Source organism: Lysinibacillus sp. COL-1, from assembly GCF_059814265.1.
Genome location: NZ_JCAWSJ010000004.1, coordinates 489,046 through 509,622, shown reverse-complemented (window position 1 = coordinate 509,622; position 20,577 = coordinate 489,046). Strand labels below are relative to the sequence as shown.

Sequence of the window (20,577 nt, the reverse complement as noted above, 5' to 3'; positions counted from 1 at the left end):
GCTTTTTCGTTGTGCTATGGTTGTTGGACGTCTTGTTCTTGACGGCGAACTTTTCCTCGTTTAATGATGATAACAACAAAGCCGATAAAGATTACCCACACTAAACCAAGGGCAACCATGTAGGGCATGTTTAAGCCTTCATCATTGCGAACCTGATAAATCTCAACCATTTCTCGGTCTAAAATAACAGGATAAACCTCTTTTTCATTTATACGAACTTTTTCCTCATGTAAAATTCCGTTCAGCATTTTCCCTTCACCAAGTTGCGCTGGTGTTAAGTCCACACGTTGCGTTTTGCCTGTATTATTCACCATAATTACCCACTTTTCTTCGTCAGAGGTACGTGTGAAGACAAGTAGGCCATTGTCATTTGTAATTACTTCAAAATCACCTTTACGTAAAGTTGCAGATTGATTACGTAAGGATTGAACATTTTTAATATAATCAATCAATTCTTCGTCTGTTTTAAAGTTATACAACTGATGTGTATCTGGTTTTACTTCCCCATTCATGGCGATTTCTGTACCATATTGCACAACGGGAATCCCAGGAAGCATAAATAAAGCACCCATCGCCATTTTTAAGCGTGTAGGCGGAAACATATTTTCAGTCGCAGAATCGAATGTAAAACGATGGGTTTCAAGTGAATCCACCATAATCTGTGTCGGCTTCTCTCCTGTAAAAGGCTCCATTAATTTAGACGAATCCATATCCACGTTTTTAAAAATATTACGATAAATATCCGCTGTTGCTGGTGAGAAGGTTGCATCAAAATCAGCATCACTTTCTTCATTAGCAATCACGTAAAGAGATGCTTTTGTCTCTTTTAATGCTGCAATCATCGCATTGACAAACGCTATATCAGCCTCTGCAATATTCGTTAAACGAATACCACCAACATCATATGTAGAAACAAATTCAGTGGCTGATTGAATGAGCGCCTCTTGCACAGCTTTGTTCGATAAATCCCATTGTACTTGTCCATTATTCGTAGAAGCAATCCAGTCAGCTTTTGATGAGTCCTTTGCCCATTCATGATTTGGACTCACATTATTGAGCGGGAAATCCACCATGATGGACATATTTTTAGCTTTATAGGCTTCTACAACACTTTGGAATTCTTCTGTTGTTCCAAAATGACGTTCGATTGTCGTGTAGCTTGTAAGTAGTGATCCATCATATTTCTCTGTAGAAAAAATAGGACCAATAGAAACAATTGTAAAACCCATCTCACCAATAAATTTTAGCTTATCTTGCAGACCTGTAAAATCGCCTCCTGCAAATTTCGAAGGGTCTTTCGTATTTGTATCAAAATCGTTTGTGCCCGAACCATTAAAGAAACGGTCAACGAGTAAATCAAAGATGCTTTCTTCTGCTATCGATGTTGTCGCTTTTTCATCCGCATGCGCTACTGGTGTAGTACTTACGAATGAAGTTGCTAATAAAAGTGATGCAGCCGTCGCACTTATCCACTTCTTAAATTTCACTGTTATTCCCTCTCTTTCAAACCAATCCATCGTCATTTTACCAAATAACACTGTCACGTCGCTATCTTTTCAAAAGATTTTACGAAAATGCGAAATGAATTAGGGCAAAAAGGTGTCAGTTCTCTCGTATTCACCCTTTTAGCAAAATAAAAGCCGTGAAGCAAATACTTCACGACCTTTAAGAAATTATTATGCTAGGAAATTAATGTTTAATGGTAGCTTAAAGCCTAAGAACAGCGTGATAAATAGGAATACTGCGAATAATGCCCAAAACATCCCTGTTGGTTTGTTTTTCTTTTGACGCACTAATACCATTTCCATCATACCAATTACTAAAATACCGAATAAAAATTTCAGTCCGTACATCATCGGGTCTCCAGCCTGATATTTAAAGAATAATGCCCCACCTGTGATGATAATTAATACGTAGAATAGACGTAAAGCCATATGTAAGCCCTTTGATTGCTTGCCCATTAGTGCAGCGATTAAAAAGATAACAATAGCAATAACCCACGTAGTAATATGCAAATGCGTTTGGCTAGTTAAAAAACTCATGTTTGTCCCACCTCATTCATTTTTCTATCAAACTCTATCCTACCATGCGATGGAAAGGGTTTCAAACATTACAACAGTGTTCACATAATTTACATCAATTATAGCTCGACATCTCACAGCCTATCGAGTGTAGAAAGAAAAAATCCGCGGAGTAAAGACTCACGCGGATGGTTATCGTCATTATTCAAAATGGTTGACTAATGTACCAATGCCTTGAATAGATACTTTTACTGTATCCCCAGCCTTTAAGAACTGTGGCGGGTTCATCCCTTTTCCAACTCCTGCAGGCGTACCTGTTAAAATAACATCTCCTGGCTCTAATGTTACATGTTGAGATAGAATAGATACTAAGGTTTCAACAGAGAACATCATATCCTTCGTAGAACCGTTTTGGCGTACTTCATCATTGACCTTTGTCACCACTGTTAAGTCTTGTGGATTTGGAATTTCATCCTTTGTCACAAGGTATGGTCCAAGAGGGCAAGTACCTTCCAAGCTTTTACCTAAGAAAAATTGTTTATGCTTGTCTTGTAAATCACGAGCTGATATATCATTAGCAATTGTATAACCAAATACATAATCAAATGCTAAATTTTTAGGAATATTTTTACCACGTTTTCCAATAACAATCGCTAGCTCACCTTCATAGTCCATTTTGGAAGAAAGGTCAGCATGAATGGAAATTGTTTGTCCATCCGCTGCAATAGCAGTTGGTGATTTTGTAAATACCATTAAATCTGTTGGTGCTGCTTCTGCACCCATTTCTTTGGCATGTTCATCATAGTTTTTACCGATACACATAATATTTTTGGGTGTACGCGGAATTGGTGAAAGCCACTCGATATCTGTAAATTCACGTTTAAAACTATCGGCACGATCTGATTTTTCTGCTGCTTCTACTAATTTACGAATCTGTTCAACGAAATCAAAGCCTAAAGCAATGCCATCCACAATTGAACTTGAAAAAGAAGGGAGAACTTGAAGTTCATTTTGAATAGCGAGTACATCCCATACCGCTTCTTCTTTTTTTACTTTTGGTCCAAAGCTTACATGTCCACCTAATTTGAATGATAAAATTTTCATGATTTTAAGAGCTCCTTCTTTTTTCTACATAATACAACAATATGATAGAAATTGCCTTACTTTTGCGACAATAATTTTATAAGTTGTACTATCTTCATAAATTATGCATGTGAAGAGGCATATATTAACGTGATTCCACGTTTTGCTTATACGTTAATTTACGCCATATCGCCTCTAATGGTCCTTGTTTCCACTTAGATAACCAAACTTCAGCTAGGATCATTTGCACAACAATAATGCCGATAGCAATTAATACCCCTGTTTCCACAGTGACTTTACCGTACCAGCCAAAGCCAAATTGGTAGAATAAACAAGTACCTATAATAGATTGAAGAATATACATCGTTAAGGACATACGACCAATTTTAGCAAAAGGACTAAGTAACTTCGGTACAATTGGCACTAAGCAAAGTAACACAATGACCCCGATATACCCTACTGCTAAAATTGGACCACCTATGTATACCTTTAAATAATCTAGTAAATATGTTCTTGTAAACATAATTGGTAAACTTTTAACACCGATACCAATGACCAACCCCGTGATCGCTAATGTCAGCCAGAGCCATTTCAATTCTTTAGCTCGTTCTACTAGACGCCATTTTGACGCTGCAGCACCTATTAACATATACGGTAAAATAGTGAACAGTGCTGCAAACCACATCCCTATGCCTGCCTGCGTCGATAAATCTGTTAAGCGTTGCATAAAGGCATCTACCCAATTGCCTGTACCATAAGCCGTAATAGCCTTCTCTACAAATACGATATCTAAATAATCATCTACCTTGGTATTAAAAAGAATAATTCCTACAACGAATAACATAAAAACTTGCATTAAACCGTTAATAATAAATGCACTAGCTACTAACCAAATAGGACTAAAGCGTAGGAATAGCACTAAAAAAACGCCACAGAACGCGTACATCATTAATATATCGCCCCACCAAATCAGCACAGCATGTAGAAAACCAAAAACAAACAATACAGACAGTCTGCGAAGACCTAGTGTGTAAAAATTTTGTTCACGGCTCTGTGCTTTTTGCCACTGCATGGCAAGCCCATAACCAAATAGCATTGCAAATAATGGGTAAAAGCTTCCCTGCACATATATGTCTATATTTTTTTGCCAAACGATATCAGATGGTGTTGTAAACCACGATGCCAAATCAATATGCGGCATTGGCAAATAAAAGGTATACATATTTACAAGTAAAATACCTACCAAACTAATGCCTCGTAAAATATCTAATGTTGCCATTCGTTCCTGCAACATGGTCGGTTTTGACTCCACGAAATAGCCTCCTCTTGACTAAATGCTATGGTGCAAGCAAGGCAAAAAAGGCTTGCCCTGCTTTGCCATAACAAGTTCTTTATGCCTGTACGGCCTGTTCATTATCGAATAAATATAATACTTTATCGCTCACATTGATGTGTAAAATTGATTCAATGGCCTCACTATAAACACGAAGCTGTACAGCATAACGATTTCGTATTTCCTTTGTCAGGGCAGGCTCCTGTGCAAAATGTGGCAGGATACGGTCAGTTTTATAATCTAGCAAGACCCAATCGCCATATTCATCTTCAAATAAGCAGTCAATGATCCCTTGTACAATTTGAGCATCGCCATCTTCATCAACTCTACTAATGGTAAAGGGCATTTCCCTGCGTATTTGCTTTGCCTTTTTGAACCGCTGCCCTATTTCTGTCTCAAAAAAATGAAAAATCTTCGCTAGTGGAACCATTTTTCCCTCTGCCTCAGTTAACAATTGTCTCGCCACTAAATCCTCTACAAAATCCTTCACATCTTGGATTTCAACAAAGCCATACTGTGGGACATGCTGCATCACTGTATGCACAGCTGTTCCAATTTCAGCACCTGTTAGCTGTTGTTCCTGTAAAAAGGCTGGTCGAGGTGCAATGGAAGTAGCTTTTTGCTTGGCAGGTGTGGCAAAGTAAAATTCAGGTTCCGCCTGGCGCTGTAAGTTTTCTAAGCGCTTAATCTCACTAACAGACGTTTTAGAACGTTTTTTTGTAGACCTTTGGTAGGCGTACTGCGCTTGAAAGCGTGACGTAATTTCATCTAGTAATGCCTCGTCCTCTGGCATCGTGAGCCATTGTTGTACTTCTTCATCCATCGCATGTATTTCATATGAATAATGGCTTGTGTTGATCGCTTGTACCGACCAGCGTGAATGATCTTCTAACGGCTTATAAGAAGTGGTAGCAACTGTAGTAAAGTCTGCATGCCTTGCCACTGCTGGTCCTACCCAATCCAAATAGCTATTAGCTCTTGCTCGCAAATATTCCTGTAGCGGCGCATCTATCGGTAAACTTTGTGCATCCTGCCAGTTGTCACGTGTTTTCTCCCAATTCTTCACAGAGCCCACTAAAATTAGACGTTCCTTCGCACGAGTCATGGCAACATATAAAACACGCATTTCTTCTGCACGCATTTCCAGCTCTTTTTTTTCTTTTAACGCTAAAAACGGTAAAGATGTATATGTGATGCGATTTTCTGGGTCAATAGCCTTGACAGCGAGTCCAAAATCTTGGTCGAATAAATAAGGTTGATGAAAATCCATTTTGTTAAACGGGCGTCCCATTCCTGCAACAAAGACTACTGGATACTCTAATCCCTTTGAGGAGTGAATCGTCACAAGACGCACAACATCGTCCTTTTCGCCAATTGATTTTGCAGTACCTAAATCATCCCCACGCGTACGCATTCGATCAATAAAGCGGAGAAAGCGGAATAGTCCACGAAAGGCCGTTTTTTCATACATTAATGCACGGTCATGTAAGATGCGTAAATTCGCCTGACGCTGCTTACCATTTGGCATTGCACCAACCATTTCATAATAATGCGTATCTAAATAAATCCTCCAAATTAAATCGGACAATGATCCACGACGAGCTAAATCTCGCCAGTTTTCGAAGGCCAGCATAAAGCGTTGAAGCTTTTCAAATGTAATTGATTGCACGCCATGCCCTTCGCTACGAATAAATTGACGTAAAGCATCATAGAACGGTACCTTCTGATCGGCTAAACGAATTTTTGCCAACTCATTTTCCGTTAAACCAACAAATGGTGCACGCAGTACAGAAGCTAGTGGAATATCCTGATAGGGATTATCGACTACTTTCAAGACATTTAACATAATCATCACTTCGAGCGCATCAAAATAGCCTTTAGATGACTCAGCGTAGAGTGGAATCCCTGCCAGCTTAAATTCCTCCACTAAATCTGTCGACCATGTCATGGAGCGCATTAAAATCACAATATCACTATACTTTAATGGTCGCTCAGACTTCGTTTTCGTATCATAAACAGTTGTCCCATCTTCCATCATCAGTCGTATACGATCAATGATAAAGCGCGCCTCATATTGTGATTTTTTCAATTCTTCTAGCTCTGTAGTAGCTTCATTGCCCATTTCCTCAAGCTCTTCTGTTGCTTCCTCATCCTGTGGCGGATGCATCACTACAAGCTCAACAGGTATTTCTTTTTCATCATAAGGTGCTGCTGGCTTTAATGATGCATTGTCATCATAAAGAATCTCACCAACACGCTCTCCCATAATTTGTGCAAATACATAGTTTGTAGCATTCAACACTTCTTTGCGACTACGGAAATTAGCATTTAAATCAATTCGCATTCCCGTTACATCAGGCATCTCCAAAAAATCACTATATTTTCGCATAAAGAGCTTCGGTTCAGCTAATCGGAAGCGATAAATACTTTGCTTTACGTCTCCAACCATAAACAGGTTGCCATCCCTCTCTTCCCCTGTTTTGACAAGCTGCAAAATGGTTTCCTGTAGCATATTCGTATCCTGATATTCATCCACAAGTACTTCTTTAAAACGTTTTTTCATATCTAATGCAACTGGCGAAGGCTGAAGTTCACCATCTATTTCTACTGTCAAAATTTGTAGCGCATAATGCTCTAAATCTGAAAAATCAATGATTCCCCGTTCTAGCTTAGCTAGGCGGAACTGTTCACTAAAAGTAGCGGTCAGGTCTACTAATGTGGCAATTATTGGCGCCATTAATCGTATTTCTTCAAGTAGGCGTGCAGGTGTACGAACAAAATACGTTTCTTTGATTTTATTCATTATTTTTTTAGCTGCTTCTCTTTTTTTCTTCGCAAGCTCCTGTAACTCTACATCTACTAATGCATCTTTGGATACTCGTTTTAACGTAGACCATTTGACCATCGCAAAAAATTCAAATAGCTCCTGCCATGTACCGTTTTGGCTAATTCGAATCCCTTCTTGAATCATGGCAAAATCAACTTCTGCCGTTTCAGCATAAGGAGCCGGTCCGTCTGGCTGTAATGTAATCGCCCGCATTTCTGAAATTAACACGAAGGCTTCTTCCAAACTATGGCGAACGGTCAATTTAACATATTGAGAAAGCTCTAGATCATCAATCGTTACATCCTCTGCTAACTCGTATACTTGAGGAAGACTCCATAGCCATTTTTGAGGCTCTGCATGTACACGTGACATATCATATAGTTTACTAATCAGCGTTTCGATTGCTTGATCATCACGATCCGAAGTAAAGCTATCAACAAGGCGATAAATAGCCTGTACTTGAGCCTCATCCTCAGCATCATAGGCATCTTCTAGAACATCCGTTAATACATCATCTCTTAATAAAGCGATTTCTGCTTCATTGGCGATACGAAAGCCTGGATCTATATCAAGCAAGTATGCATATTGCTTCACAATGGCTAAACAGAACGAGTGCAACGTGGAAATTTGCGCTTTATTGACAAGGCTAAGCTGGCGTCTTAAGTGATTAGATGTTGGATTTTCTGCGATTGCTTTTTCTAATGCCTCTGACATACGATGTCGCATTTCAGCGGCTGAAGCATTCGTAAAGGTCACTACCAATAGTTCATCCACATTGATAGGATTCTCGGTAGCAATGACTTTTTCAATCATCCGATTAATCAGTACTGCTGTTTTCCCAGACCCTGCCGCGGCTGAAACAAGTGTGTCTTGACCACTAGCATAAATCGCCTTCCATTGATCATCTGTCCATGTGACATCTGCTGGCTTAATAGGAATTGTTTGTGCCATGCTACTCCATCTCCTTCCGAATTTTATCAACAATGTCATTCGGCTTCGCTTGCGCCAACTGACGATAGCTTTGTTTACCATCTGAAGGATCAAATTGACAAACCGCGGCGAATTGACAGTAATCACATGCTGTTTTGGCTTTTAATTTATAGGGGCTAATGGCTGTATCACCAGATAAAATGCCATTCCCTGCTTCCTGATGTTTACGTCGAACGAAATGTTGTAACTTTTTCATATCATTGACAGGAACAATGCGTGATTGTGATTCAGACGGTGTCCCATCCTTTTTCATATATACAGGAATAATTTTTGAGTACCCACTACTTTCTTCTAATTGCTCGTCCATCGATAAAATCGCCTCAGCATTTTCTGACAGTAGGCCCTTCATTTTATATTGCTTTAATCGATCTTCCTCTATTTCACTATCTGTTAAATCCTTATCTAGCTTTAACATTGGATTATGGACATGGACATACAGTACTCCAGCTGGTTCAGTTTGACCAGGTAGCCAATAAGAGCTATTTTCCATTGCTACATCTAAATACGTAAGGACTTGTAAGGACAATCCATAATAAACCTCATTTAAGTCCAGATCTCGAGCTGATGATTTATAGTCGACAACCCGCAAATAAGAACGATCATCGATTGTTGCACTATCCACTCTATCAATACGTCCTCGCATAAACATTTTCTTGCCGCTAGTCAAATCAATTTCAAGCGGTGGTAGCTGTTCATGCTGCCCTGGACCAAACGACGCCTCAATAGCAATAGGCTTGAAGTGGGATACATTAGCATGCTGTGTCAGTGCAGTCATTGTGCGCTCAACAATGCGAATAAGCTTACGCTGAATATAGCGATAACGAGCACTCGACAATAAAATTTGATGTGAAAAGACAGGCACAATTTGCTCTACTGCTTGTCGTGCTAATTGTTTAATTTGCTGTGTTGTTAAACGAATCCATGATAACTGCTGGCGATGTGTTTCTTCTGTAATCCACTTTAATGCCTCGTGGAATAAATCACCCATCGCAAAGGTTTCAAGTCGGTATTCAGCACGTTCTTCTAAACGTAGACCATACGTAGTGAAATGAGAAAATGGACATCTAAAGTATTTCTCGATTCGTGACACACTTGATGTTAACTTCTGACCATATAATTCCTGTGTAATATATGTTTCAAGTGGCTCAGCTTCATTTTTATGGGTAATCGGATAGAGGACACGCTCAAAAATGAGTGCCCAATACGGATCTTGTTTATAAAATTTTTGTAATGCTAGCCATTCTGGTGCTAGTTCACGGCTATGCTCAGCTTGACGTAACTGCACCATCAGATGCGCTAAAGCCGTACGAGGGTGGCGTAAATAGGGTAAAACATCTCCGTTAAGTAATTCAATGGGATCCATCACCACTCGCTCAATGACAACTTCACTTAATAAACCAGCTGTTTTATCATTGCCAATCATTTTCTTGATATAAAGAGAGGATAGCAGTGCCTTGCCCTCTTCATCTGCCGTAGGATATGTCATATACAGCTTGTCAGATGGTGTTGTAATAGCACGGTAGAATAAGTAATTTTCCTGTAATAAACGATTGGTGGAGGTTGGTGCAAGCTCGTAGCCAATTTGGCTAAACCATTCTCGCTCTGTATCTGACAATAAACCCTCATATTCCATTCGAGTTGGATAAACACCATCATTCATACCCACTACAAAAGTAACTTTGATATTAGACAATCTGGCTAAATCAACAGTAGCGACCATGACCTCATCTAAGGTCGGCGGAATGCGAGAAAATTCTAGCGTATCAAACCCTTCATCAAGAATTTTAGCTGCTTCCTCCAAAGTCATTTCTTGCTCCCCAAACATATAGACGAATTGGTCAAGAACACCAATCCATTCGTTCCAAGCTTGCTCATGTTCACTCGCTGCTAATGCGTCACCTCGCTCTAGCTCACGATCTTTCATTGCTTGAAGCTTATCATAAACCTGTAATGACTCCACTAGCTCAAATAATGCAGTCGCAATATCTCTACCCGTTTTCGCACTATCAAGCTTATCTTGTAAATTCTTTAACGGTAGACGAATTTCATCTCGAATAGCCTCGATTTCCGCCTGCATAGCACGTTCCTCATCTGTTTGAACACGCGAATGGAATTCTAATCCACGATACTTTTTATAAAACCAACGTGCCTCCTCAAACCACCGTTCTCCATAGATGCCTTGTGCCAAGCAATAGTTTTCTAATCGATCTGCTCGCTCACGCCAGATGGTTAGCTCAGCATGTAATGGGAAAAATAAATCTGTTTTCACACTACGAAAAACAGGTTCGTACTTCCAAGTAGACGTCATGACCTCTAGTGCAGAACGACTTAGCTCGATTAGTGGATGATGTAACATCGTCTTTTTTGTATTTGTAAAAATAGGAATTTCATATTGTTGGAAAATACTTGTAATAAGTGGATCATATAGCTCTGCTTGTCTATATAAAAGAACTATATCCTGATAACGATAACCGTCTTCTCTTGTCAGCTTTGTTATTTCCCGGGCAATCGCATGTACTTCGGCTCGACGATTAGACGCTTCAAGTACCATCACATCTCCAGAAGATTTTTTCGTTTTAGGCACCAAATCAGTAAATTTAGCCTCCACATGCTGCAAATCTTCAGAATGGAACCTTTTAGTATTGTAAAAATGTAATGGTGCATCAACATCGATGCCCTCTTCATTTGCGATGTCATGCAACCGTTGATTTGTTAAAGCCGCCTCATGGAATAGTGCCTGTTCATCAAACGCTTCATCTGAATGATCAAACGGAAGAACAATTGTTACTTGTTTAGTTACTTTTAACAACTCACGTACTAATTCTAACTCCCGTACAGTGAAGGCGGTAAATCCATCAATATAAATGGTTGCTTGCTTCATCGTATCAGCATACTTCAATTGCTCTGTTAAAATTGGATAATAGCCCTCACTGTCGACATATGTCGTGCCTAGTCGTTCCTCTAAGGCCTGTAACACTACATGTAAATCATTTGCTTTAGCCTGTAAGGTATTTGGAGCATCAATTGCCTTTAATGATTCCGTTACCTCTGCTAAGACTGAGCTATTGACGCTATAGCGGCTAAATTCTTTTAAAAGTGTTTCAATCTCCTCCGTAAAGCCACGTTTTCCTGCTGCTTGTCGAAATAAGGAAAACTCACTTTTTTGTTCCTCTAAAAGTTTACGAATGAGCATTCGATAGCCATAGCCATTCACTTCTTTGCGAGCAATCCCGCCAGTTTCCTGTAAAACCAGCCACGCTAAACGCTTAAACGTCATCACTTGTGCACGGATCAAGCCTTGTAAACCATGCTTATTCGTCAACTCATATTCTGTAGAATAAGACATCTGGTCGGGGACAATTATGAAAATCGGATGTCCCAATGGCTCCGTTTTAAGCTGTTCAATGATCTCCTGATGAATAAATGCGGATTTTCCTGTTCCTGAACGTCCTGAAACAATACGCAATGACATATTCTTTCCCCCTCCTCATTGACTTGCCCATTTTGGGTGAATCTTTTGATGATTTGATTATTTGATACGCTTTTTGAGCATTTCCTTTGCTAGTTAGTTAACGTACCTAACTTTAATCGTCTATCTTAAATTCTATCGAAAAAAACTAGTAAATACTATCTATCAACCTTCATGTGAGAAGATATTGACACAAAAAAACAGCCTCTTTAAAAATTAAAGAGGCTACAAACAATTGGTTAGCGAGCATGGTGATCCTGATTTTTCGTCAATTTTCGCGCTTGCTTCAAGTCTCTTTCCACACGAGCGTTCAAGCGCTTCTCTATCAGCTTGCCGACCCACCATAAAATTACGATGGCTACAGCAGCAATGACCAATCTGACGGGGCTTGTCAATAACGATTTTAAGTCATAGCCCAACACACTCATGCCTAAAATCATCACGAACTTCCCAGCCAATAAAACGACTAAGTAAAACTTTTTATGAATATGGGACAACCCTGCTACAATATTGACAATAACAGATGGTGTAAAAGGGAAACAGAGGAGGACAAAAAGTGGGCTGATGCCATTCATATCCACCCATTTAATAAGTTTCTGAACCTTTTTACTGCCTGTTAAAAATCGTAGCCTTGGATGCTTGCCAAAATGGCGAACAAGCAAGAAGACAGCATAGGAGCCCGCTACAGAGCCTAACCATGATAATAAGAACCCTAACCATAAGCCAAATGCACTTGCATTCGCTACAACAAATACGACTAATGGCAGAAAAGGTAAAAACGCTTCTAAAAATGGTAGCAGTAAACCAATGATTGGGCCAAATGTTCGATATTGTGCCGCAACCTGTTCAATATTTTCTACAGTAAACCATTCACTCAACATCGACACCTCTATTTATACTGTAAAATTAAATGAAAAATTGTTAGCCCTTCCGAAGTATTGCGATATTCATGGGGCTGATGCCCTGAGAATACTAGTGTATCCCCTTCATCCAGTAATTCATGCATATCCCCAGCAGAAATAACTGCTTGTCCTTTGATGACCATTACAGTTTCCTCTACCCCTTCTGTATGAGCTTCACTCTTACTAATTGCGCCTGGCTCCATTTCAACCTTATAAAATTCCCAGCCTCGCTCAGGATTATACGGAATAATGGAGTAGACACGATAGCGTCCCTCATCTTCATCCACATGCGGCACATCCTTACTGCTATAACGCATGTAATGAGCGGTTGGTGGCTGTAATAATGAAGAGAATGATATGCGCATACCAGCTGCGATTTTCCAAATTGTTGAAACAGTCGGATTAGCCTCACCCTTTTCAATTTGTGCAAGCTGTGCTTTACTAACACCTGTCGCTTTAGCTACGTCATCTAGACTTAGATGACGCTGCTGTCTAATTTTCTTTAATTGAAATGCTAAATTTCGACTCATTTGTTCCATTTTAATCACCAATTTCTATTGTTTATTTTATCAGACATATGTATACTTTAATAAACATCAAGAACTATCAAACAATTCCATCAATAGTATACATGGAAATGATTAAGAAAGGATGGCCTATTTATGACAAGTACAACAGAGCTTCATCATGATGATTCCATAAGCCCTTCCAACGACAGCTTTCTACAGGGCGTCAAAGATTGCATACCTACTTTACTCGGTTATATTAGTATAGGACTTGCATTCGGTGTTGTAGGTTCCGCTTCTGGATTATCTGTCCTTGAAATTGCCCTGTTAACGATACTTATTTATGCAGGATCTGCACAATTTATTTTTTGTGCACTTCTTTTAACAAGCAGCCCTGCCTCTGCTATCATTGTAACCATTTTTGTAGTTAATCTACGCCATTTATTAATGAGTTTAACATTAGCACCTCATTTTACGCGCTACTCTATGCTTAGAAATGTTGGTTTCGGTACATTATTAACGGATGAAACCTTTGGTGTCGCAGTAACAAAGCAAATGCAAACAGGCAAATTATACGGCAAATGGATGGATGGGCTTAACATCACAGCCTACATTTTTTGGATTCTCTCCTGTGTTGCAGGTGCCTTTTTAGGACAATGGGTAGCAAATCCCGAAAAATGGGGCCTAGATTTTGCTTTAATTGCCATGTTTGTTGCATTGTTAGTACTGCAATTGAGCAGTGTTGGCAAAAGCAAAATCATGCATTATATCAAGTTAATCGGCTATATGACAGTTATTATGTATGGCCTTTCTTATCTAGTGCCTTCACATGTAGCTGTGCTTCTAGCAACAGTCATTGTCGCAACAATTGGGGTGGTGACAGATAAATGACAACAACTTCTTATATGGTCTGGCTTATTATTGGCTGTGCACTTGTTACATGGCTGCCGCGTGTCATTCCATTTATTTTTGTACGTAGTGTAACACTCCCTGATGTTGCACTCAAGTGGCTCAGCTTTATACCTGTTTGTATCTTAAGTGCTCTTGTAATTGAAAACTTATTCGATACTGAAAGTGGGAAAGTAGTGACTCTTGATTGGCCCGTCTTTGTTACATTTGTGCCAACTCTTATTATTGCACTTATCACAAAAAGTTTATCGATTACTGTCATTGCAGGCGTAATCATTATGGCAGCTGTTCGATTTTTCATGTAAAAAGGTCAATCCCCTTTGAGAGGACTGACCTTTTTATTTCTTCATTTTACTAGCTAACCAAAAGCCTACGGTTAATGAAAATGCATCCATCACATAAATAATAGGCGAAGATGTATAGCCTGCATAAACAGAAGCTGCGATAAGTGCAATCGCTAATAACAGCGCAACATAGCGATTATAGGTAATTCTTGTAAACAATAAGACAAGGATCGCTGGTATAAATAGCGCTAATATCATTTTTCCAAAAACATCCATTATATTTCCCTCGGCTCAGCTAGTAATAAACCAATACGGTAATGATCATTGCTGTAAATCACATGCTGTGTTAAACGAATTTCATTGTTGCGGTCCAACACTTCTAGACGACAGTGTGCTGCATTTAATTGCAATGCCTCGTATAGCTCATTCTCTGTAAAAATAGATTTTCCATTTACTTTACGAATACATTCCCCTGCAAGCAAGCCCATTTTTTCTGCTGGCGAATCAGGAAGAACAGCTGCGATAATGGCACCCTTTGTACTTGGTGCAACGGCATAATGATCTGTTTTATCCTGCTGTGCAAAGTAGATAGAGATGATGATACGTATAATTGCCCCAACACCAAGTACGATGAAACCGATCATCGGCTCAAAATAAGCAGCTAAGCCACCTATTAAAATAAGCTCTCCAAGCAATAAGACAGATCGCCCTATTTTAGGTAATTTTATGACTGGTAATTCCTTTCTTGATAGCTTAGCAAAGCCAATGATAAGAGGGAATAAAACAAGTGCAAAGCTACTATCACCTATCGTAAACAGTGGCCAATATGGCAATACAGCCGATATAGCATCACCAGGCATAACAAAGAAAATAGGTAATACCCATACATTTTTTGTGCGATAGACAATAGCCTGCATACCCCGCTTTGTTTTCTCTATGGAAGGCGTTGATACCTTCATGGCAGCACGACGGATTAATAGCCCCTCTGCGATAACACAAAGGCCTGCCAAAATGGTAATCGTCACAATTGCGCCATCCTCTAAATTGCTCCCCTCCAAGGAAAATATCCACCAAGTAAATGTCCAATTGTAATAGGACATGGCCCATATCACAAGTGTTGCAATACCCATTGTCACAATGGGCGATAGTGCATTAATAAGGTACAGGACTAGCGCTACTATAGAAATTACTATTAAAATGATTAAAAATTCTTTTGGTACAGTAAGCCCTGCGACAATACTAATAAGAGAAATGAGCAGTGCATAAAGCCATCCATCTTTCCATTGTCCGATTAACTCTGTCCAGCCCCAAATAATACGTCTATTAAAATATTTACGCTCCTGTTTTACACGACGATACCCTAAAAAAATAGCAAATATTATGACTATATACAGTAATGGGTTGAGTAAAAAGCGGCCAATCGCTGTTACAATTTCTATTAAAATCTCACTAACCATACGAACACCCGCCATTTCTATCTTGAATACTATGAATTTATTGTATCAAACGACTACACTCTTGCGTAGTACAAACTCATCGAAAGCTTTGTATTATGTTATTTTTGTTCTGTCAGATAGGTTTATTGTTCAATAGTGTGCAGTAAAAAGCTAGTGGCCATCTGGAATTGCTGGTCATTTTGACGATCCGCTTTATAATTTTTTAATGTCTCATTTAAGCTATTGAAGAAAGTTGTATCCATATAAAATTCATCTTCTGCTAATTTTAATTTTTTCTGTTTGCGATAAAGGTTGACGGCCTCTGCAGTCGTTTCATCCATATAGCCATCTAAACGATCTATCTGATAGCCTAGTTTCTGTAAGGCAGTTTGTGAATAGGCGATCTCCTCACTCATATCACCGACTTTAAATTTGCCTGTTAATGGATGTAGTTGAAAAGCAAATAATTCATTTTGCTCAATTACTAAACTTGCTTCAATGCCTTGCCCATGAATCCATTCGCGTTTTGGTGTCAGCCATTTATTAGTTGATAATTTCAGCTCTCCACCATTTGATAGCTCCCAAGATTCCTGCACAGTCCCTTTCCCAAAACTCTTGACACCAATCAGTGAAGCACGTCCCCAGCCTTTTAAAGCACCACTCAATACTTCACTCGCTGAAGCACTACCTTGATTTTGTAAGACAACGATTGGGATTTTGTTCATCGTTGCTACATATTTTTCATCAAAGCCTTTCGTTTGCGTTTTCAATGGTTCCATAGCACCTTCCGCATTTTGCATATATGCAAATACCTTGCCATTGTCCAATACCGTGCTCAGTAGCGCTGCGACGCTATGTAAATAACCACCTGGATTATCACGTACATCAATCACAATACCTTCAACATCTTTACGAAGCAATTTACTCGTTTCAGCAACCCATTCATTGGCCGTTTTTTCCCCAAACAACGAGATAGCCACATAGCCAATGGTTGTATCTTCTACTTTTATAACCTCACTCGATACCGTTTTATTAGAGATTGCAGCACGCTCCATTGTCATCTTAATATGTTTATCCTCACTCGGACGGTAGACAACAATAGTTACCTTCGACCCTTTTTCACCTTGAATTAAATGCATTAATTCACTCATCGTTTTCCCATCTACACGCACTCCATCAACTTGTACAATTTCATCGAGTGAACGCATACCAGCTTTCTCAGCAGGTGAAGAACGAACTGGAGACACAACAATAAACTTCCCTTTATTTTCTGCTAGTTCAATCCCAATACCTACCCTTTCCTCAGCCAGCATTTGCCGATGTTGCTCGGCCTCTTCCTGGGAGTAATACGTACTATATGGATCCTTAATGGCATCAGCCATACCACGAAGAGCCCCCTCCACCAATGCATCCTTTTTTGTGCTGTAGACTGATTTTTCTTCAATAAGTGTCATGGCTTCACCAATTGTATCAACCTCCGTAACAGGCTCCTTTTTATCGTCACTAGAAAACCAATCAAAGTAAATACCACTACCTACCACCAAACTACTAAGCAGGACTCCGACACCGGCCGTTAATTTGCGCAATTCTTCCCTCCTCCGTCTCTTTTACTGTATGACTCTATTTTTTCAAACATACAAGATTACCTTTCAAATTTATGAAGAGAGAATATTTCACTTTTCTCATGGGTGTTGGTTGTTGCTTCGAGAGTATTTTCCCTGCCTTCGCGAGTATTTCCTCTGCCTTCGCGAGTATTTCCTCTGACTTCGCGAGTATTTCCTCTGACTCCGCGAGTATTTCCTCTGACTCCGCGAGTATTTCCTCTGACTCCGCGAGTATTTCCTCTGACTCCGCGAGTATTTCCTCTGACTCCGCGAGTATTTCCTCTGACTCCGCGAGTATTTCCTCTGACTCCGCGAGTATTTCCTTAATTCTTATAAAAATAAAAAATCTGCTCGTTTCTACTATAGAAAACGAACAGATTTTTTATGAATTAATCTAGTGCATCTACATAATCATTTAACATATCTACATCCATTGGTCCTCTAATGGCGCGTTGGATATAGCCGTTGGAATCAATAAAATAAGTGGTTGGAATGGTGATGATTTGATAATCTAAGCCAGCGTCATTGTCTGGGTCCAATAAAATGGGGAATGTTAGCTCAAAGCTATCTCTAAATGTCATCACTGTGTCTACTTTGGCATCGGCAGTCACATCCCGTTCTGCACTTGTTAAATTGACAGCTATAATTTCAACGTTTTTCTCTTTAGCATACTCATCGTAGAAGCTTTGCATATGCGGCATTTCCGCCTTACAAGGTGGGCACCACGTCGCCCAGAAATTTAGTACAACCTTTTTTCCACGCAAATCACTTAATGTGATATCTTCTCCGTCTAAGCTTGTTAAGGTGAAATCAGGCGGTATATCCCCTTTTTTCAAGCCCGTTTCTAGCTCCTCCATATCCTTACCAAGAGCAGACTTTTCAATAGCACGTTCTTCGTTAATTTGTTGTCTCACATATGTACCAATCATCGCAATCACTAATAGCACAACGATCAGTAGCCCAATATTTTTTTTCATTCTTTACCTCCCACATTGATTCGTTCATATTGAATGGCTAATCCCAAACAAAGTAGTACTACACTCACACCCACAGTTGTTTGCCATATACCAAGGGTTTGGAAGAGAGCTACGATCAAATAGCCAACTGTATACAATAATAAAGCTTGTTTCATCGCTGCTAGTTTCCATAATATGATGATGGTTAATACACTTAGCACAACTAATGTAATGATTTCACTCGATGTAGTGTTGTCATTGAGTAGCACGACAATCATTTGGTAAATAGATTGCGTTAAAATAATAGCCCAGCTACAAGGGATAATATCTTGTTTTTCAAGCTGAAGATTGTGCCGCTTTCTCCATATTTGTAAGGACACTACGATGACGCCGAGATAAACACCTATTGTACCGCCATTGAAATAAAGTAATGACATTGGATTATTCACAACAGCTTTGAAATCAGTCACAAATAGGCTTAGTTTCCAAACAATGAGAAATGTAAAAATCGCATCAGCATATACTTCAGACCATTTTTTTGAAAATTGCACGCGTAATATGAGCCACACTATAAAAAATGTAATGAGTAAAGCCACTGCAGTAGCTGGTAAAGTTAGTGCTCGAATCGAGTACCACTCTGTATTAATCACTCCAACAAATCCTCCTCCGAAAGTTAGATACAGCATAGCATAGAACCCTTTTAAAATAAGAATATTTCACACTGTGTTCAGAAAATCTTCAGAAATTAACATCTGTTAAAAATACCCCACTATGTATATATTCATCATAACATTAAATAGAATCTTATAATAGCCGTTACTCATAGAGGAGGGAGTTCTTATCTTCTAAAGATATAGATGAAATAAAAACAGCTATACACTAGAATTCTCTAATGTATAGCTGTTCTATTTTACAATGGAATATATTTTAGTGGGTTTACACTGCCCACAGCTTGTCCTCGCCAAGGACCAATATGCACTTCAAAGTGTAAGTGAGGGCCAGTAGAGCGACCTGTACTACCCATTGCTGCAATTTGCTGACCTTGTGTTACTTCTTGTCCTACACTAACATTAAATGCACTTAAATGGGCATAAACTGTTGTATAAATTTGTCCATCAACTGAGTGCGTTAAAATGACAACATTACCATAAGAACTAAGTGGTGCTGCATAAGAAACTACACCATCCGCCGCTGCCCAAATCGGTGTTCCTGTTGCATTTGCAAGGTCCACACCGTAATGGAATTCAGGGCCAGCTCCAATATTACGCCAGCCATAAGGTGATGTTAGGCGGCCGTTCGTTGGTTTAATCCAAGTACCATTTGATTGAGGCGCGTTCACAGTACCACCTGATGAACCACCACCATTGTTGGCTGCTGCAGCCGCTGCCGCCGCAGCAGCTGCTTTACGTTTTGCTTCTTGTTGGCGAGCAATTTCAGCTAAACGTTTTTGCTCAGCAATGATTTGATCTTGTAATTCTTGGCTTACTTCTAATGCTTCTGAGTACTCTTTTTCAAGTAATACTTTTTCAGATTTGAGCTTTTCTTGCTCTTTTTCTAATTGGTCAACTAGTTTATTTTTCTCAGCTTTTTGGCTATCTAAAGATGCCTTTAATCGTTCAAGCTCAGCTTTCTTGCCTTCCAATTTTTGACGTTTTTCTTCTACACTTTGCTTTTGCTCTTCTAACTGTTGTTTATCATCTTTTTGATCTTGAATAATTTGACGATCCGCTTCTAATAGTGCATTAACTGCAGAGAAGCGATCAATGAAATCTACAAAGCTATTAGATCCAAGCAAAACATCTAAATAGCTTACCGAGCCACCAGCTTGAATCGCACGTGCACGTTCTTGTAATAATAAATCTCGCTCTTCAATTTTATGCAGAAGTTCTTTAATGGAAGCTTCTAATTTTTTTATTTCTTCATTTGTTGTATGAATATCTGCTTGAACATTTTTAATATTACTATTGGTTTTGTCGATTTCAGCGTTCAATGCTTGAATTTGATCTAAGATTTTTTGTTGCTTTTCTTGATTAGCCGTGATGGCATTTGACTTATTACTAATGGATGAATTTAAATCATATTTCTTTGTTTCAATTTGTTTCTTTTCTTCTTTTAAATCCGATAAACTTGTTGCATATGCTGATGGAGTTTGGATAAAAAGAAATAGAGCAGATGCTGCTGCAAGTGTTTTCAATGTTTTTTTCGCCTTACTTTTCACCGATTGAACTCCCCTTCGACTATTCTTTTTCTTCTTCAC

At 39.2% G+C, this 20,577-nt stretch carries 16 protein-coding genes; 2 read left to right on the top strand and 14 right to left on the bottom strand.

The features are described from left to right. Positions 1-14 precede the first annotated feature (14 nt). The 8 genes from AC6BKE_RS10695 to AC6BKE_RS10660 all read right to left on the bottom strand — a co-directional run bounded on the left by AC6BKE_RS10695 (position 15) and on the right by AC6BKE_RS10660 (position 13,164). Positions 15-1,544 carry an alpha-amylase family glycosyl hydrolase gene (locus AC6BKE_RS10695; protein WP_499856812.1) on the bottom strand — a complete coding sequence of 510 codons (1,530 nt, stop codon included), beginning with the start codon at positions 1,542-1,544 and terminating at the stop codon, positions 15-17. Between the two features lie 132 nt (positions 1,545-1,676). Continuing rightward, a complete protein-coding gene (locus tag AC6BKE_RS10690) occupies positions 1,677-2,042 on the bottom strand; it encodes a YisL family protein (protein ID WP_036120921.1) in 366 nt (121 codons plus the stop codon). Between the two features lie 180 nt (positions 2,043-2,222). Continuing rightward, positions 2,223-3,125 (bottom strand): fumarylacetoacetate hydrolase family protein, encoded by a 903-nt coding sequence (locus tag AC6BKE_RS10685; RefSeq protein WP_036120924.1) that lies wholly within the window; start codon positions 3,123-3,125, stop codon positions 2,223-2,225. A gap of 124 nt (positions 3,126-3,249) precedes the next feature. Next, positions 3,250-4,416: a DUF418 domain-containing protein gene (locus tag AC6BKE_RS10680; RefSeq protein WP_499856809.1), complete on the bottom strand. Its 1,167-nt coding sequence runs from the start codon at positions 4,414-4,416 to the stop codon at positions 3,250-3,252. A 79-nt stretch (positions 4,417-4,495) separates the two neighbouring features. Beyond that, on the bottom strand, positions 4,496-8,215 hold the full coding sequence (addA, locus tag AC6BKE_RS10675; RefSeq protein WP_499856808.1) for a helicase-exonuclease AddAB subunit AddA: 3,720 nt from the start codon (positions 8,213-8,215) through the stop codon (positions 4,496-4,498). 1 nt (position 8,216) lies between these two features. Further along, positions 8,217-11,726, bottom strand: a complete 3,510-nt coding sequence (addB, locus tag AC6BKE_RS10670; protein WP_036120932.1) for a helicase-exonuclease AddAB subunit AddB — start codon at positions 11,724-11,726, stop codon at positions 8,217-8,219. A 236-nt stretch (positions 11,727-11,962) separates the two neighbouring features. Continuing rightward, the gene (locus tag AC6BKE_RS10665; protein ID WP_170829911.1) at positions 11,963-12,601 is read right to left on the bottom strand and encodes a TVP38/TMEM64 family protein; all 639 of its coding nucleotides are present in this window, start codon (positions 12,599-12,601) and stop codon (positions 11,963-11,965) included. Between the two features lie 11 nt (positions 12,602-12,612). Then, positions 12,613-13,164, bottom strand: a complete 552-nt coding sequence (locus AC6BKE_RS10660) for a helix-turn-helix domain-containing protein (protein ID WP_036120940.1) — start codon at positions 13,162-13,164, stop codon at positions 12,613-12,615. Positions 13,165-13,287: 123 nt separating this feature from the next. On the opposite strand from AC6BKE_RS10660, the gene AC6BKE_RS10655 reads away from it, so the two are divergent. Together AC6BKE_RS10655 and AC6BKE_RS10650 are read left to right on the top strand one after the other, a co-directional pair. After that, complete coding sequence (locus AC6BKE_RS10655; RefSeq protein WP_058843818.1) at positions 13,288-14,022, top strand: AzlC family ABC transporter permease; 735 nt, start codon at positions 13,288-13,290, stop codon at positions 14,020-14,022. Continuing rightward, positions 14,019-14,345, top strand: a complete 327-nt coding sequence (locus tag AC6BKE_RS10650; RefSeq protein ID WP_036120943.1) for an AzlD domain-containing protein — start codon at positions 14,019-14,021, stop codon at positions 14,343-14,345. Before AC6BKE_RS10655 ends, AC6BKE_RS10650 begins: the two co-directional genes overlap by 4 nt. Positions 14,346-14,378: 33 nt before the next feature. On the opposite strand, the gene AC6BKE_RS10645 is transcribed toward AC6BKE_RS10650, so the two are convergent. From AC6BKE_RS10645 to AC6BKE_RS10620, 6 genes are all read right to left on the bottom strand, one after another. Further along, the gene (locus tag AC6BKE_RS10645; RefSeq protein ID WP_036120955.1) at positions 14,379-14,600 is read right to left on the bottom strand and encodes a DUF2198 family protein; all 222 of its coding nucleotides are present in this window, start codon (positions 14,598-14,600) and stop codon (positions 14,379-14,381) included. Then, positions 14,600-15,781 carry a PDZ domain-containing protein gene (locus AC6BKE_RS10640; protein ID WP_036120958.1) on the bottom strand — a complete coding sequence of 394 codons (1,182 nt, stop codon included), beginning with the start codon at positions 15,779-15,781 and terminating at the stop codon, positions 14,600-14,602. Before AC6BKE_RS10640 ends, AC6BKE_RS10645 begins: the two co-directional genes overlap by 1 nt. Before the next feature lie 122 nt (positions 15,782-15,903). After that, positions 15,904-17,346: a S41 family peptidase gene (locus AC6BKE_RS10635; RefSeq protein ID WP_036120961.1), complete on the bottom strand. Its 1,443-nt coding sequence runs from the start codon at positions 17,344-17,346 to the stop codon at positions 15,904-15,906. A 407-nt stretch (positions 17,347-17,753) separates the two neighbouring features. After that, positions 17,754-18,341, bottom strand: coding sequence for a peroxiredoxin family protein (locus AC6BKE_RS10630; protein WP_036128486.1), 588 nt, complete (start codon positions 18,339-18,341; stop codon positions 17,754-17,756). Continuing rightward, positions 18,338-18,970: a hypothetical protein gene (locus tag AC6BKE_RS10625; RefSeq protein ID WP_499856806.1), complete on the bottom strand. Its 633-nt coding sequence runs from the start codon at positions 18,968-18,970 to the stop codon at positions 18,338-18,340. The genes AC6BKE_RS10630 and AC6BKE_RS10625 overlap by 4 nt, the downstream gene beginning before the upstream one ends. Positions 18,971-19,230: 260 nt before the next feature. Beyond that, entirely contained in the window at positions 19,231-20,538 is a 1,308-nt protein-coding gene (locus AC6BKE_RS10620; protein ID WP_058843821.1) for a murein hydrolase activator EnvC family protein, read from the bottom strand. Positions 20,539-20,577 lie beyond the last annotated feature (39 nt).

Bases quoted from the DNA above. Each gene is read 5' to 3' on its own strand.
- AC6BKE_RS10640 (WP_036120958.1), bottom strand. From the start codon at position 15,781: ATGGTTAGTGAGATTTTAATAGAAATTGTAACAGCGATTGGCCGCTTT.
- AC6BKE_RS10630 (WP_036128486.1), bottom strand. From the start codon at position 18,341: ATGAAAAAAAATATTGGGCTACTGATCGTTGTGCTATTAGTGATTGCG.
- AC6BKE_RS10650 (WP_036120943.1), top strand. From the start codon at position 14,019: ATGACAACAACTTCTTATATGGTCTGGCTTATTATTGGCTGTGCACTT.
- AC6BKE_RS10685 (WP_036120924.1), bottom strand. From the start codon at position 3,125: ATGAAAATTTTATCATTCAAATTAGGTGGACATGTAAGCTTTGGACCA.
- AC6BKE_RS10645 (WP_036120955.1), bottom strand. From the start codon at position 14,600: ATGGATGTTTTTGGAAAAATGATATTAGCGCTATTTATACCAGCGATC.
- addB (WP_036120932.1), bottom strand. From the start codon at position 11,726: ATGTCATTGCGTATTGTTTCAGGACGTTCAGGAACAGGAAAATCCGCA.
- AC6BKE_RS10690 (WP_036120921.1), bottom strand. From the start codon at position 2,042: ATGAGTTTTTTAACTAGCCAAACGCATTTGCATATTACTACGTGGGTT.
- AC6BKE_RS10655 (WP_058843818.1), top strand. From the start codon at position 13,288: ATGACAAGTACAACAGAGCTTCATCATGATGATTCCATAAGCCCTTCC.
- addA (WP_499856808.1), bottom strand. From the start codon at position 8,215: ATGGCACAAACAATTCCTATTAAGCCAGCAGATGTCACATGGACAGAT.
- AC6BKE_RS10660 (WP_036120940.1), bottom strand. From the start codon at position 13,164: ATGGAACAAATGAGTCGAAATTTAGCATTTCAATTAAAGAAAATTAGA.